This is a genomic window from Nonomuraea sp. NPDC051191 (assembly GCF_044455665.1).
Taxonomy (GTDB): Bacteria; Actinomycetota; Actinomycetes; order Streptosporangiales; family Streptosporangiaceae; genus Nonomuraea.
The window spans coordinates 188,402-202,429 of the sequence record NZ_JBITEZ010000011.1; the positions used below are offsets into that span (position 1 = coordinate 188,402).

At 73.8% G+C, this 14,028-nt stretch carries 14 protein-coding genes; 6 read left to right on the forward strand and 8 right to left on the reverse strand.

Going from position 1 to position 14,028, the window contains the following annotated elements; translation table 11 throughout:
• Nucleotides 1-104 precede the first annotated feature (104 nt).
• A complete protein-coding gene (locus tag ACIA8R_RS30915) occupies nucleotides 105-866 on the forward strand; it encodes a helix-turn-helix domain-containing protein (RefSeq protein WP_364093019.1) in 762 nt (253 codons plus the stop codon).
• Nucleotides 867-997: 131 nt separating this feature from the next.
• Here the strand turns inward: ACIA8R_RS30915 and ACIA8R_RS30920 are convergent, their stop codons facing one another.
• The gene (locus ACIA8R_RS30920; protein ID WP_397041607.1) at nucleotides 998-1,189 is read right to left on the reverse strand and encodes a hypothetical protein; all 192 of its coding nucleotides are present in this window, start codon (nucleotides 1,187-1,189) and stop codon (nucleotides 998-1,000) included.
• A gap of 206 nt (nucleotides 1,190-1,395) precedes the next feature.
• Nucleotides 1,396-1,986, reverse strand: coding sequence for a GntR family transcriptional regulator (locus ACIA8R_RS30925; protein WP_397041608.1), 591 nt, complete (start codon nucleotides 1,984-1,986; stop codon nucleotides 1,396-1,398).
• Nucleotides 1,987-2,465: 479 nt separating this feature from the next.
• Here ACIA8R_RS30925 and ACIA8R_RS30930 point away from each other — a divergent pair, with 479 nt between their 5' ends.
• The gene (locus ACIA8R_RS30930) at nucleotides 2,466-2,762 is read left to right on the forward strand and encodes a hypothetical protein (protein WP_397041609.1); all 297 of its coding nucleotides are present in this window, start codon (nucleotides 2,466-2,468) and stop codon (nucleotides 2,760-2,762) included.
• 56 nt (nucleotides 2,763-2,818) lie between these two features.
• Here the strand turns inward: ACIA8R_RS30930 and ACIA8R_RS30935 are convergent, their stop codons facing one another.
• Genes ACIA8R_RS30935 through ACIA8R_RS30945 form a run of 3 tightly spaced genes read right to left on the reverse strand, consistent with a single transcriptional unit; the run spans nucleotide 2,819 to nucleotide 5,660 of the window.
• A complete protein-coding gene (locus ACIA8R_RS30935) occupies nucleotides 2,819-3,313 on the reverse strand; it encodes a hypothetical protein (protein WP_364093010.1) in 495 nt (164 codons plus the stop codon).
• The gene (locus ACIA8R_RS30940) at nucleotides 3,310-4,188 is read right to left on the reverse strand and encodes an alpha/beta hydrolase fold domain-containing protein (RefSeq protein ID WP_397041610.1); all 879 of its coding nucleotides are present in this window, start codon (nucleotides 4,186-4,188) and stop codon (nucleotides 3,310-3,312) included. Before ACIA8R_RS30940 ends, ACIA8R_RS30935 begins: the two co-directional genes overlap by 4 nt.
• A gap of 32 nt (nucleotides 4,189-4,220) precedes the next feature.
• Nucleotides 4,221-5,660, reverse strand: coding sequence for an MFS transporter (locus ACIA8R_RS30945; protein WP_397041611.1), 1,440 nt, complete (start codon nucleotides 5,658-5,660; stop codon nucleotides 4,221-4,223).
• A 143-nt stretch (nucleotides 5,661-5,803) separates the two neighbouring features.
• Between ACIA8R_RS30945 and ACIA8R_RS30950 the strand changes: the two genes are divergently transcribed.
• Nucleotides 5,804-6,406, forward strand: a complete 603-nt coding sequence (locus ACIA8R_RS30950; RefSeq protein WP_397041612.1) for a TetR/AcrR family transcriptional regulator C-terminal ligand-binding domain-containing protein — start codon at nucleotides 5,804-5,806, stop codon at nucleotides 6,404-6,406.
• A gap of 53 nt (nucleotides 6,407-6,459) precedes the next feature.
• Here ACIA8R_RS30950 and ACIA8R_RS30955 read toward each other — a convergent pair whose 3' ends face one another.
• Both ACIA8R_RS30955 and ACIA8R_RS30960 read right to left on the reverse strand, forming a co-directional pair.
• A complete protein-coding gene (locus ACIA8R_RS30955) occupies nucleotides 6,460-7,203 on the reverse strand; it encodes a VOC family protein (RefSeq protein WP_397041613.1) in 744 nt (247 codons plus the stop codon).
• A gap of 24 nt (nucleotides 7,204-7,227) precedes the next feature.
• Nucleotides 7,228-7,674 carry a DUF3995 domain-containing protein gene (locus tag ACIA8R_RS30960; protein WP_397041614.1) on the reverse strand — a complete coding sequence of 149 codons (447 nt, stop codon included), beginning with the start codon at nucleotides 7,672-7,674 and terminating at the stop codon, nucleotides 7,228-7,230.
• Nucleotides 7,675-7,746: 72 nt separating this feature from the next.
• Between ACIA8R_RS30960 and ACIA8R_RS30965 the strand changes: the two genes are divergently transcribed.
• On the forward strand, nucleotides 7,747-8,211 hold the full coding sequence (locus ACIA8R_RS30965; protein WP_364092994.1) for a hypothetical protein: 465 nt from the start codon (nucleotides 7,747-7,749) through the stop codon (nucleotides 8,209-8,211).
• Complete coding sequence (locus ACIA8R_RS30970; RefSeq protein ID WP_364092991.1) at nucleotides 8,208-8,696, forward strand: sigma-70 family RNA polymerase sigma factor; 489 nt, start codon at nucleotides 8,208-8,210, stop codon at nucleotides 8,694-8,696. Before ACIA8R_RS30965 ends, ACIA8R_RS30970 begins: the two co-directional genes overlap by 4 nt.
• Nucleotides 8,697-8,823: 127 nt before the next feature.
• Here the strand turns inward: ACIA8R_RS30970 and ACIA8R_RS30975 are convergent, their stop codons facing one another.
• Nucleotides 8,824-9,543 (reverse strand): VOC family protein, encoded by a 720-nt coding sequence (locus ACIA8R_RS30975; protein WP_397041615.1) that lies wholly within the window; start codon nucleotides 9,541-9,543, stop codon nucleotides 8,824-8,826.
• Between the two features lie 309 nt (nucleotides 9,544-9,852).
• Here ACIA8R_RS30975 and ACIA8R_RS30980 point away from each other — a divergent pair, with 309 nt between their 5' ends.
• A complete protein-coding gene (locus tag ACIA8R_RS30980; protein WP_397041616.1) occupies nucleotides 9,853-14,028 on the forward strand; it encodes a LamG-like jellyroll fold domain-containing protein in 4,176 nt (1,391 codons plus the stop codon).

Consider the following 14,028-nt stretch of genomic DNA (forward strand, 5'->3'; position numbering starts at 1 on the left):
GGACGCCCTCACTGTCCCGCCGGTCAGCCATGCCGATGAATACGAAGAAGTGCGTACTTCTCATTCGTTGTGCCAGATGGTAATCGTTCATGCACAATGCGTCCATGACGTCTTTGTTCAGGGGGGACGGCCGACGCATTCACGACCTGGCGATGGACATCCTCACCACGAGGGAGCCGGTCCGGGTCTGGCCCCTGCTGATGGAACGGCTGACGAAGGACCTGCCCGGAGACCTGGCCGTCCTCATCGACCTGGACTGGGCGGCGGGCACCGGGCACGCGCTGACCGGTTCGCCCGACTGGCTGCACCAGGCGCCGCTGGACGCCCTCATCCGTTCCCACATGCGCGCGCACCCGCTGCTGCGCCACTACGCCCGCACCGGGGACCGCACGCCGCTGGCCATGGACGACGTCGCCGACGGCCGCTGGTGGAACAGCGAGGCCTACCGCGCCGGCCGGGCGGCGATCGGCATCGACCGCCAGCTCGCCCTGCCATTGGACTCGCCGCCCGGCCAGGTCCGCGGCGTCATCATGAGCCGCGACGGCACCGGCTACAGCGAACGGGACCTCGAATACGCCGGGCTCGCGCGTTCGCTCCTCGACACGGTCGAGGCGCACGAGAGGGCCGTCTTCCGCCTGCCCGCGCTCGCCGACCCGGCCGAGTACCGGATCACCCTGCGGGAGATGGCGGTCCTGGCGCTGCTGAACGAAGGGCTGACCGCGTACGCCATCGGCCGCCGGCTCACCATCAAGGAGGCGACGGTGAACAAGCACAAGGAGAACCTCTACCGCAAGCTCGGCGTGCACGACCGGGTGAGTGCGCTGCGCAAGGCCCGCTCGCTCGACCTCCTCCCGCCGGACGCCTGAGGGGGCACTCGCCCGTCAGCAGGAGGCGCGATCACCGTCGTGCCGTCCCACTGGGTTCCGGAGCCCGGGACGAGGGGCCGGAGAGGCTGCTTCCACGCACGTTCTCCGTCCGGGGAAGCAGCCCCGTCGGGTCAGTCGGTCGGGTGGTCCGTCGCAGGGTTCTCGTCGAGGCGCCGGCACTCCTCGAAGACGGCGAACGCCTCGGCGGCGGCCGGCAGCGAGGCGATGACGAGACGGCGTGCGTGCCGCAGGTCGATCCTTCCTCCTACTTGGTTCCCCAGCCGGGCGAATGGCAGGCCGGACCGTTCGGGCCGGTGGTGCACGGCTGGCTACCGGTCGCGTGAGCCGGCAGGGACACTGCCCCCACGAAGGCGGCGGCCAGCAGTGCGGCGGTGAGTGCGGGACGAAGACGGGTCAACATGGACTCCTGCGGTGAGGTCGCGGCGTACGCGAGGTGCGGGTCCCGCATCTGCGGCGGCCACCGGATGCCCCGATGATCTCCGAGGCCGCACTGCCGATTGTCGACCGGTCACCAGGGGCCGGGCTCCTCCCACAGGGCGGTCGTCGCGGCCAGAGGGAGGACCCGTCCCCCGCCGGACGGAGGACGGCCCTCGCTCGCACCACTCCCGGCGAGCCCCTCACCGCGACCGGAGGCGGGCCCGCCGGCTCCGGCCGCCTCCGCGGCGGCGCCCGGCGGCGACTCCGGCGCCCCGTCGAGGAGTGACCGCACGACCGGCAGCGTGTCGCGCCGGCTGTGCTCCACGTGGGCGAAGGCCAGCGCGGCGGCCAGCTCCGCCTGACCGGACGAGATCGCCCGGTAGAGCTCGGCGTGCTCGTGGTGGAAGTTGACCTGGTCGCTCTCGGGCACGATGTAAAACAGCCGGTTGACCCGTCCGAGGATGGGCGCCATGAGGTCCTGCAGCAGCTGGTTGTCCGACAGCGTCAGGATCGCGGCGTGGAAGCGCGAGTTGGTGGCCGACAGCAGCACGCCGTCGTTGGCGTCGACGGCCCGCTCCGCCTCGTCGAGGATCTCGGCGGACGTGCCGCGCGCGCACTGCTCGGCCGCGAGCCGGGTGGCGAGCACCTCCAGCGAGCCGCGCACGTCGTAGAGCTCGTTCACGTCGCGCACCGTCAGCGAAGCGACCACCGCGCCGCGGCGGGGCACTCGACGACGAACGCTGGCTGCGCGGGCATCCGGATCTCACCGCCGCCGAGGCGCTGGAGGTCGTCCGGCTGACGCGGGCGTACGAGGCTCGGGCGGCCGCCGGGTCGGCGCCGGGCCTGCGGCGGCTCAGGGCGCCCGTCACCCCGGACGAGCCACTCGAATTCATCAGGGAGAGCGCGCGTCGCCTGCGCGAGCTCGTCGCGGCCCTCCCGCCGTCACCCACAGAGAGCGAAGCACGCACATGAGCGACACCCTGGACGAGATGACTGCCACGTACCCCACCCTGAGCCTGCGCGAGCGCGACCGCCGCTGGGCCTCGATCCGGGCGCTGCGAGGCCGCCTGCGCGGCGTTCGTCGGCCAGACGCGCGAGGGCGCGAACGAGCACGAGATCGCCGCCGCCTCCTTCCAGGCGGTCATCGCCGGTGGCGGCTGGATGCGCTGGCCGTTCATGCTGGAGCGCGCGGGACGGTCCGGCTTCGCCTGGAACATCCCCGAATGGTTTGGCATGGGCGGCGCCCCGCACGTGCTCCGGCGTGGCGACACCATCGCGGCGGAGATCTTCGCGTTCTACGGGGGCATGGAGTCGCAGCAGCAGATCGACGTGTGCGTCGGCGAGCCCGACGCGCTGCGGGACGGCAAGCGCGTGTGCATCGGCGGCACCGTGCTGCTGACGGCGTCCGGCCCGGAGGAGCTCAACACCATCCCGAACCGGCTGAACGTGGTCGACTGACAGCGCCGGAGCGTCCGGCCTCGATTCGGAGGCCGGACGCCGCCGGTCCTGTCGCGTCAAGGACGCAGGGCGGGCACGAGCCGCCAGTCGCGCTGGAACACCAGGTTGTGCAGGTCGGCGGTGGCGATCGCCCGCAGGACGGGGACCAGCTCCGCCGCCTGCCCGGCGTCGGTGACGTTGAGCGGCCACTCCCCCACGGTGGCTCCCCGCAGGTGCGGGTGGTGGAAACCGGCGCCATAGTGGGCGATCAGCGTGATCGGCGCGACGGCCGCCGCCCGCTGCTCCGGCCACGACAACGACCAGGTGGCGAAGCTGCCGCCCGCGGCGTCGTCCTGCGCGCCGGTGGCCTCGACGGTGCCGGAGCCCAGCAGGAGGTGCCGGTCGAACTCGGCCAGCACCTGCCGCGCGGGCGCGTCGAGGAGGGTGACGGCCTGCCGGAAGGCGTCCTGCTTGCCCTGCCGGGTGGCGTGCCCGGCGTGGGTGCCGTCACGCAGGTCGGCGAAGTGGCGGACGAGAGCCTCAAGCGGGGCGGGCGGAACGTCGAGCTTCATCGGAGGTCCTTTCGCCGGTCGGACGGGGTGAGCCCGCGCAGGGCACGGGCGAGCAGAGGGAGAAGGGGACGGTCGGGGCGCAGCACGTCGCCGTGGACGGCCCCCGGCGGGCGCAGGAGCCGTACCGGGACGCCGTCCTCGCGCAGCCGGTGCGCGTACGCCTCGACGTCGTCGTGCACGGGGTCCTCGCGCCCGACGGCGAGGACGGCGGGCGCGACCCCGGCCAGGGTGGGCGCCTCCCAGTGCGTCGCGTACAGGCAGGTGCCGTCGGCGTCGCGGACGGCGGCCGGCCGGTCGCCGCGCCAGGCGCGCCAGGCCCGGCGCAGCGGCTCCGCCTGCGGGAACGCGGCGGGCGACCGGTGGTAGGACGGGCCCGCGCAGTCGGGATCGAACGGCGGGTAGGCCAGCACCTGCGCGGCCAGCGGCAGGCCGCGGTCCCGGGCGGCCAGGGCGGCGCCGGCGGCGAGTGTGCCGCCCGCGCTGTCGCCGCCCACCGCGAGCGGCATCCCGGCCGCCTGGCGGTGGGCCCAGCCGAGGGCGGTGAGCACGTCCTGGACGGCGTCGGGGTGGCGGTGACGCGGCGCGAGCCGGTAGTCGACGCTGATCACCGACCAGCCGGACCGTTCGGCGAGAGCCTCGGTGGCGTGGTGCCACGCGGCGGCCGAGCCGCGTTGCCAGCTGCCTCCATGCGCCCAGACCAGCAGCCCGGCGGGCGGACGGCCCTGCAGCAGATGGACCCGGACCGGCACGGGAGGCGAGCCGGGCAGGACGAGCCTCGACCAGGACGACTCCCGGAGCTCGGCGCGGACGACCGGGCCGCTGCCGCCGGCGGCGTCGGTCACGGGGGTCGCCGGGCCGGTGAGCTGAAGATCCATGATGTGCTCCGTGACGACAGGGGAAGGGCGGGTCAGGCGTGCGCGCGGTCGCGTCGGCCGCGCAGGAAGAGCGCCGCGACGAGCACGCCGAGCAGGACGAGGGCGGCGTTGACCGCGATCGCGACGGTGACGCCGTCCAGGACGGCCGCGCCGGTCACGGCCCCGGCCGTCACGGCGGTGACGATCGCGGACATGATCGGGGTGCCCATGGTGATGCCGATCTGCTGGGACATCGAGGCCAGCCCGGTGGCCAGGCCCTGCTCGCGGTCGGGCAGGCCGGTGGTGGCGGTGACCATGAAGCCGACGATGACCAGCATGTTGCCCACGCCGCCCAGGAAGGTGGCCGGCAGCAGCAGCCCCATCGAGGCCGAGGTGCCGCCGAGGAGCAGCAGGGCGGCGGTGCTGACCGCCTGCAACAGCCCGCCGCCGACCAGCACGGTCACGGTCGAGGTACGGCTGATCGCCCTCGGGGCGAGCAGGCCGCCGGCCACGGTGCCCAGACCGAGCACGCCGAAGGACAGCCCGGCGGCCAGGGCGGTGAAGCCGAGGGTCTTCTGCAGGTAGAGCGTGAGCAGGTACACCAGGGACGTCTCGGTGACGAAGGCGAGCAGGCCGATCAGGTTGCCCCAGGCCACGGTCGGCTTGCGCATGACGTGCAGCGGCACGAGGGGCTGGGTGGAGCGGCGTTCGACCAGGTAGAACAGGCCGAGCAGGACGGCGCCGGCCAGCAGCCCGGTCAGGGCCAGGGGGTGGGTCCAGCCGCGCTCGCCGGCCTGCGTCAGGCCGTAGACGACGCCGAGCAGCCCGAGGGTCACGCTGAGCGCGCCGGGCAGGTCGATCCGGGGACGTTCGGCGGGCCGGGACTCGGCGATGACGGCGGGCGCGACGAGGAGCACGGCGAGGGCGACGGGCACGTTGATGAAGAACGCCCAGCGCCAGGAGAGCAGGTCGGTCAGGACGCCGCCGAGCACGGCCCCCGCGGTGAACCCGGCGGACATGAGGGCTCCGTTGAGGCCCAGCGCCTTCTGCCGCAGCGGCCCTTCGGGGAAGGACGTGGTGAGCAGGGCGAGCCCGGCCGGGGTGGCGGCGGCGGTCGCGAGGCCCTGGGCGATCCGGGCCGCGATGAGGATCTCGGGGGTGGGGGCGAGCCCGCCGGCCAGCGAGGCCGCGCCGAGGAGCGCCAGGCTGCCGAGGAAGATGCGCTTGCGGCCGATCAGGTCACCGATGCGGCCGAAGAAGAGGGTGAAGCCGGCCGCGCTGAGGGCGAAGGCGGTGGCGATCCACTGGAGGCCGCCCAGGGAGAAGCCGAGGTCGTCGCCGATGGCGGGCAGGGCCACGTTCAGGATCGAGAAGTCGACGGCCAGCATGAACTGGGCGACCAGGAGCACCGCGAGGACGAGGCGCAGGCGGCCGGTCAGGTGTCGTGGCGGGGTCTGCCGGGCGGATGCCGGCAGGGGTGTGGTGGTGGTCATGGTAGGGCTTTCTCTCGGGCGCGCCGGTCGGCACGCCGCCGTAAACGGTTCCGTGGTTCCGTTAAGATGAGAGGAGAGTAGCACCACAATCCGCGTTAAGGGAACTGTGGTGCCGATAAGAGGTCTGCGAGAAGGAGTGCGTCATGGCCGCCGTTCCACCGCCCGGTGCCGTCCGTCCTGGTGGGCGTACCGCCCGGGTCCGCGAGGCCGTCCTCCAGGCCGCCGGCGACACGCTGGCCGAGAAGGGCTTCTACGGGCTCGACCTCGGCGACATCGCCCGCCTGGCGGACGTCGGGAAGACCACCGTCTACCGGCGCTGGGGCACGCCCGGCGCGCTCGCCGCCGACCTGCTCAAGGACATGGCCGAAACCTCACTCCCCCGCGCCCGCAACGGCAGCGTGGCGGAGGACCTGCGCGACAACGCCCGGCTGGTCGTCAAGACCCTCACCGACCCCCGCCAGGGGCGCCTGTTCAAGGCGCTGATCGCCGCCTCGCTCTGCGACGAGGAGGCCGCGCGGGCGTTGCACCGCTTCTACGCCGTCCGCATCGAGGAGTGGTCCGGGTGCGTCACCGACGCGATCGGGCGCGGCGAACTGCCGTCCGGCGCCGACCCGCGCCGGGTGATCGCCGCTGTCTCCGCGCCCCTGTACTACGCCCTGCTCAACACCGGGGAGGCCCTCGACGAGGCCGCCGCCGACCGGGCCGCCGCGGCGGCGCTGGCGGCGGCCCGCGCCGGAGCCCTCTGACCCGCGGCGGCTGCGCCCCTCCCGCGCCCGGCCCGGTCAGAAAGGAACGCGCCTCAGCGCGGGGCGGCGAGGACGCAGAAGTCGTTGCCCTCCGGGTCGGCGAGGACGATCCACGGGACGTCGCCCTGGCCGACGTCCGCGGGCGTCGCGCCGAGCGCCCGCAGCCGGGCCACCTCGGCCGCCTGGTCGTCGCCGCGGTACGGCAGCAGGTCGAGGCGGATCCGGTTCCACACGGTCTTCTCACCGGGCGTCGTGCGCAGGAACTCCAGGTACGGCCCGACCCCCTGGGGTGAGCGCAGCCGCGCGTGGTCGTCGGTCACCTCGTGCACGGTCCAGGCGGCCGCCTCGCCCCAGAACCGGGCCATGGCCCGCGGGTCCGCGCAGTCGACCACCACCGCGGCGATCGGGCCGGTGTCCCGGTAGATCTCCCGGGGCTCCAGCACGCAGAACACGTTGCCCTCCGGATCGGCCAGAACCGTCCACGGGACGTCGCCCTGGCCGACGTCGGCGGGCCGCGCGCCCAGCTCCTTCAGGCGCGCGACCAGCTCCGCCTGATGGGCCTCGGAGGTGGTGGCGAGGTCGAGGTGCAGGCGGTACCGCACCGTCTCGGGGTCGGGGACGGCGACGAGGTCGACGCAGACGGCGGCCGGGTCGGGCCAGGAGAAGCCCACGGGTTCCACGTTGGTCACACCGGGGCCCTCGCTGGAGAGTCCCCAGCCGAGCGCCTGCGCCCAGAACCGGCCGAGCGCCGCGTCGTCCCGAGCCTTGACATTCACCTGAACAAGCCGCAACCCCATGCGGCTCACCCTATGCCCGACGACTCAACCCGGATGAACCACGGCAACCCGGGACGCGCGGGTCGCGACGACGGCGGCCGCCGTGGCCATGAACACGCAGAGCGGCGTGTAGAGGAACAGGTTCAGCCAGTAGAACGGGGTCGCGGTGTCCGCCCCGATGCCGAGGATCCAGACCAGGCCGGCCACCGCGCGCACCAGGGTCCCGGCGGCGACGGCTCCCGTGACCAGACGGGCGGGCAGACCGCCCCGGCCCCGGGAGCAGGCGAGCACCGCCGCCGCCCCGGTGCCGAGCACGACGACGAGCGGCACCAGGACGCGGGCGGTGAAGGGCACCTCGAAGTTCAGCACCGCCAGGGAGAGTGATCCGATGTCGCGGGCGGGCCAGGTCCGGCCGGTCAGCCAGTACAGGTGGGCGGTGGCGTCGGCGAGCAGGACGGAGGCGGTCAGGGCGCCGAGGCGTGAGGTCTTCATACCCGGCAAGAGTCGGCGAGTCCGGCAATGGTTCCATGGAACCTTTCGCGCCTCGCCCGCCTCTGGATGGACATGAGCTGGCCTGTTTCCGACCTGGACCCCGTACGGCGCCTGCGCGCGCTGGCCGCGGCCATCCCCGGGGCGTCCGTCGCCGAACGCGTCATCCCCGCACCCCTCGCGACGGTCTGGGCCGTCGTCAGCGACCTGGAGAAGGAGTTCGGCGCCTTCGAGCCCGACATGCGGCACATCACCGTCGAGCCCGCGCGTCCGGACGGCCGCCTCGTGGCCAGGGCCCGCAGCCGGTACGGCATGCGCGCCCGGTTCGACGTCGATTTGCGGCCGGGCTGGTGCTGGATGCAGAGCCGGTTCCTGCTCGTCGGCGTCGCCGCGACGGCCGTGCCGGAGGGGACCCTGGTCGCGCAGACGGGCGGGGTCCGCGTCCCGGGCCGCGCCGCGCTGCTGCCCTGGGGTGTGCGGTCGGCCGGGGAAAGGGCGCTGGCCAGGCTCGCGGCCCGGGTCGCCGGGAACCGGTCATGACGGCCGCCCTGGTGGCCGCCGCCCAGCGGGGCGACACGATGGCCATGAACGACCTGCTCGCCGAGCTGACGCCGTACCTGGGCCGGATCTGCGGGCCCATCGCGCTGGACAGCGGGCCCGACGCCGTCCAGGAGGCCCTCATCGCGATCTTCCGGCATCTGCGCGACCTGCGTGAACCCGAGGCCCTGCTCGGCTGGGCCCGGGCGATCGCCGTGCGGGAGGCCGTCAGGATCGCCCGGCGCGACGGCCGCGCCAGTCCTGCGGAGCTGGCCGAACTGCCCTCGCCGCACGACGTCGAACGCGCCGTGGACGTCCGGGACGTCCTGGAGCGCCTGTCGCCGGAGCACCGGGCGGTGCTGGTGCTGCGCGACCTGGAGGGGGTGCCGGAGGAGGTCGCGGCGCGGATGTTGCGGGTCCCCTCAGGGACGGTCAAGTCGCGGCTGCATCGGGCGCGGTCGAGCTTCCGCCGGGCCTGGCAGGGCTGAGCTCGACGCGCCGCCGGGATCGGGGGGCGGGCGCCACCGGTCACGGCCGTCCGCGGAACACCGTGTCACCGGGGCTTCTGGACGTCGAGCACCGTGTCACCGGGGCTTCTGGACGCGGAACGCCGTGTCACCGGGGCTTCCGGATGTGGAACTCGTTGTCGTCCGGGTCGAACATCAGGAGCCGGCCGCCGTCGTCCTCGCCGGAGGCGCGCTTCGCCCCGAGCGCGATCAGGCGGTCGACCTCCGCCTCCCAGTCGGCGTCGGCGGGCAGCGCCAGCTCGAACGACAGCCGGTTCGTGCCCGTCTTCGGGGCCACGGGAGGGCCGCCCCAGGTGAGCTTCGTGCCGCCGTCCGGCGACTGGATCGCGGTCTCCTGGTCCTGGTCCCAGACCAGCGGCCAGTCCAGCGCCGCGCTCCAGAAGTAGCCGACCTCCTGGGTGCCGTCGCCGGCCAGCGCTCCGATGACGCCGGTGCCGGCGAGGAACCTGTTGCCCGCCTCGATGACGCAGAACTCGTTGCCGTCCGGATCGGCGAGCACGACATGCCCCTCTTCCGGGAGCTGGCCCACGTCGATGTGCTTCCCGCCGAGTTCCAGGGCCCGGGCCACCGTCCGCCGCTGGTGCTCCGGGGAGGTGCTCGTCAGGTCGAAGTGCGCCCGGTTCTGGCCGATCTTCGGCTCTTGACTGGGCAGGAATCGCACGCGGAACCCGGCGGGGCCGGGAGGCAGGATCGCGCTGTCACCGTCAGGACCGTCGGCCTGCTCCCATCCCAGCAGCCCGGACCAGAACCTCGCCAGGTCCGCGGGACGGGTCGCGTTGAAGCAGATCGCGAACAGGTGACTGGTCATGCCGCACGCACCTCCTGATCCGCCGACGGCGCCGCGCCCTCGGCGCGCACAGCCTAGGCGGGGCCGCGCGGCACCGCATCCGAGTTTCCGGCGAGCCCCTTTACATTGTAGATCACTTGCTGCGCCGACAGGCCGTCCCCGTGCCGGGCGGGGTTCCTACCGCCAAAGTTGACGATCTCTCAACCCACGGGCTGACGTCACCGTCATGCCGCGGGTCCTACCGTCTTGGCAGCTCTCGGCATCGCCGCGTCCCGGGCCGTCCCGGGGTCCCGTCATGCCTCCGATCAGGGCCGCAACCGAGGAGCACCCGTGAGAAGACGTTGGAACGCGGCACTCGCGAGCGTGCTCGCGTTGTGCTTTCTGACCGTTCCGTCCAGGGCCGACGCCGGTCCGGCCGGGCGGGCCGCGCCCGAGCCGGGGCCGCACGTGACCGAGACCGAGGCGGCGGCCGAGGCCGCGCGCGGCGGCCGGCCCGTCGAGGTGCTCGGGCTGCGCGGCGAGGCCCGCGAGGTGTACGCCCAGCCGGACGGCGGCTTCGTCGCGACCGAGCACCTGTTCCCCGTCCGCACGCTCAAGGACGGCGCCTGGGTGCCGGTCGACACCACCCTGGTCAAGGCGGACGACGGCTCGGTGCGCCCGGTGGCCTCGCCTGTGGGCGTACGGCTGTCGGGCGGCGGCGACGACGCGATGCTGGCGATGACCAGGGCGGGCCGGACCATGTCGCTCACCTGGCCGGGGACGCTGCCCGCGCCCGAGCTCCAGGGCGACACGGCGCTGTACCGCGGCGTGCTCGGCCCGGACGTGGACCTGCGCGTGCAGGTGACCGCGAGGGGCGCCTCGCACGTCCTGGTCGTCAGGACCCCGGCCGCGGCCCGCGATCCCCGGCTGCGGCGGCTGCGGTTCGGGCTGGTCACGCCCGGCCTGCGGGTGTCGGCCGACGCGCGGGGCCGCCAGTCGGTGACCGACGCGGCCGGCGGCGGCGAGCTGTTCACGGCCGCGCCGCCGCGCATGTGGGACTCCAGCGCTCCCGCCGGGCTGCTGGCCAGGTCCGGAGCGGTCGACGACGGCCTGCGCGCCGCCTCGGCCGCCGCGCCGGGCGACACCTCCAAGGTGGCCGTGATGCCCGCCGCCACCGGCGACGGCGCGCTGACCCTCACGCCGGACCAGGGCATGCTCACCTCGCCCGGAACGGTCTTCCCGGTCTACATCGACCCGGTGTGGTACTCCCCCGGCGAATCGGCCAACCTCATGGTCTCCAGCGGCGGATGGGAGGACTACGGGTTCAAGGAGGAGGGCATGGGCCGCTGCCCGATCAGCCTGCCGCCCGCGGGCGCGTACTGCGGCAGCTCGTTCGTCAAGCGGCTGTTCTACCGGATGCCGACCAGCCGGTTCTCCGGCAAGCAGATCATCTCGGCGGAGTTCTCCGTCAAGGAGACGTTCGCGCCCTCCTGCGACGGCCGTTCGGTGCACATCTACCGGGCCACCGGGTTCGGCACCACGTCCACCTGGAACTCCACGAAGGACAACTGGGCCGACTACCTGACCTACCGGGACGTGGCCAAGGGCCGTACCGGCTGCCCGGCGGGCGACGTGGTGTTCAACGTGCTGAGCGCGGTCAAGGCCGCCGCGTCGAAGGGCTGGTCGGCCACCACGTTCGGGCTGCGGGCCGGCCACGAGGACGACGAGTACGGCTGGAAGCGCTTCGACGGCGACGCCGTCCTGCGCGTGTACTACAACACCCCGCCCCCGCAGCCGAAGATGAGCCAGCTCCGTTCCAGTCCCGGCGGCCCGTGCGCGGTGTACGGCAAGCCCACGGCGGTCAACCGCATCCCGATGATCTACGCGGACAACCTGACCGACGCCGACAACAGCGGCACCGAGGGCGAGAAGCTGAGCGCCGAGTTCGCGGTGGTGTGGACGGACGCGCAGGGCGTGGAGAAGAACTGGCACACGACGACGCCGAAGAAGCAGTCGGCCGCCGGCTCGAAGAAGTCGTCGTTCTCGGTGCAGATCCCGTCCGGGCTGATCCCGGTCGGCGCCGGGTTCAGCTACATGGTGCGCACCTACGACGGCGCGGCGTGGAGCCCGTGGAGCTGGGCGGGCTCGGCGACCGCCTGCTACCTGCGCTACGACCCGACCGCGCCGCGCACGCCGCAGGTCAGCTCGCCGGAGTACCCGGCGCTCAACCCCGACGACCCGGACGCGGTCGCCCGCGACGGCGTCGGCCGGTACGGTGGCTTCTCCCTCGCCTTCGACCCCGAGGTCGTCAAGTTCGCCTACGCGCTCAACACCACGCCGGACCCCGCCTCGGCCCAGGCGCGTACCGCCAACCCGCAGGTCGTCCGGCAGGCGCCCACCAGAGCGGGGATCAACACCCTGTACGTGACCGTGTGGGACGCCGCCGGCAACTTCTCCATCGGCGACCACAGCTTCTGGGTCAGCGAGGGCGCGCCCGAGCAGGTCAGGCTCAAGCTCGACGAACCGACGGGCGCGACCGCGCTGACCGGTGAGACGCCGGGCGTGGCGGCGCTGACCGGGGCCGGCGCCACGCTCGGCGCCGAGGGCCGGACCGGCCGCGGCCTGCGGTTCGACGGCCTGGGCGGCGGTTACGCGGCGACCTCCGTCCCGCTGGTGCGCACCCGTGAGGGCTTCACGGTCTCGGCGTGGGTGCGGCTGCGCAGGAACGACGGCTACTACAACGTGCTGGCGCAGGACGCGATCACCCAGAGCGGGTTCCAGCTCGGCGTGGACCCGGCCCCCAACGGCTGGGTGTTCAAGACGCCGGCCGGCGACGTGCGCGGCGGCAGCGGCCCGTGGACCAGGGCCGGCGCGCCCGTCCTGCCCGAGCTGGACACCTGGACCCACCTGACGGGCGTCTACGACGCCACGGCCAAGGTGCTGCGCCTGTACGTCAACGGCACCCGGGTCGCCGAGACCCCGGTGACGTCGGTGCTGGACGCCCAGGGCGCCTTCCAGCTCGGCCGCAGCCTGTACGACGGCGGCTACGCCAACTGGTGGCCGGGCGACGTGGACGAGGTCGCCGTGCTGCGCAGGGCCGTGTCCGACGAGGAGGCCGCGGGCCTGGCGGCCGGGACCGTGCCGCAGGGCGCGGCGGCGGTGTGGCGGATGGAGGAGCCGGCCGGCGGCTCGCGCGTCTACGGCGAGAGCGCCCCGCCGACGGCCGCGGCGTCCGGCCTGACCCTGGGCGTGCCCGGCCAGGTCGGCACGGCCGCCCAGTTCAACGGCTCCACCGGCTACGCGGCCACGGCCGGCCCGGTCGTGGACACCGGCGGCACGTACTCCGTCTCGGCGTGGGTGCGGCTGCCCGCCACGCTGCCCGCCAAGGACGTCACCATGGTCAGCCAGGACGGGATCACCCAGAGCGGCTTCTACCTGAAATACCGGGCGAGCACCAACAAGTGGGGCTTCATGGTCACCGCGGCCGACGCGACGTCCCCCACCACGGCGACGGTCTACTCGGCCGCCGCGGCGGTCCCCGGCCAGTGGACGCACCTGGTCGCCGTGCACGACGCGGTCTCCAGGAAGCTGCGCCTGCTCGTCAACGGCGTCGACAGCGGCAGCGTGGACATGGCCGAGCCCTGGCGCTCCACCGGCGGCCTGCAACTCGGCCGGGCCAGGTGGAACGGCGTGATGGGCGACTACTGGCCGGGCGCGCTCGACGACGTGCGGCTGTTCGACCGGGTCGTCTCGGCCGAGGAGGCCAGGACGTTGTTCACCGTCAAGTCCGACGTGTCCGGACGCTGGCGGGTCAACCAGGCCGCCGGGACGCCGCCGGTCAGCGCGGACTCCGCGCCGGTCGCGGCCGGGCACCCGCTGACGCTGTCGGGCGGCGCTCGGATCGTGACCGACCCGGGGCTGAGCGTCGTCACGCCGCCGTCCGGGCAGGTGGCGGGGGCGCTCGACCTGCCGGGCGGCGACGGCGACTACGCCTCGGCGTCCGGGGCCGTGGTGGACACCGCCGCGAGCTTCACCGTGGCGGCCTGGGCGCAGACGGCGGGCGTGCCGGCCAGGTCAATGACCGTGCTGAGCCTGGGCGGCGCCGCCAACAGCGCGATCACCGTCCGCTTCGACGCCGCCAAGGGCCGCTACGTCCTGGACGTCCCGAACAAGGACGGCACGGGCGCCAGCGTGGCGACGGTCGAGCACTCCTCCTTCCACCAGAGCGGGTTCGGCGACTGGGACCACCTGGCCGTGGTCTTCGACGGCTTCGACAGCCGGGTCTCGCTCTACGTCAACGGCGTGCTGGAGGCCGCGGCGGAGGCGCCGACGGTCTCCTACCGGGAGGGCACCCGCGTCTTCGCCCCGATCTCCTCGCTGCAACTGGGCCGGGCCAGGAGCGGCGGCGCGTACCCGGCGGGACAGAACTGGGCCGGCCAGATCGACGACGTGTGGGTGCTGCGCGGCGCGGCGACCGACGACGAGGTCGCCTACCTGGCCAATCCGACCGAGATCGACGAGCTGTGA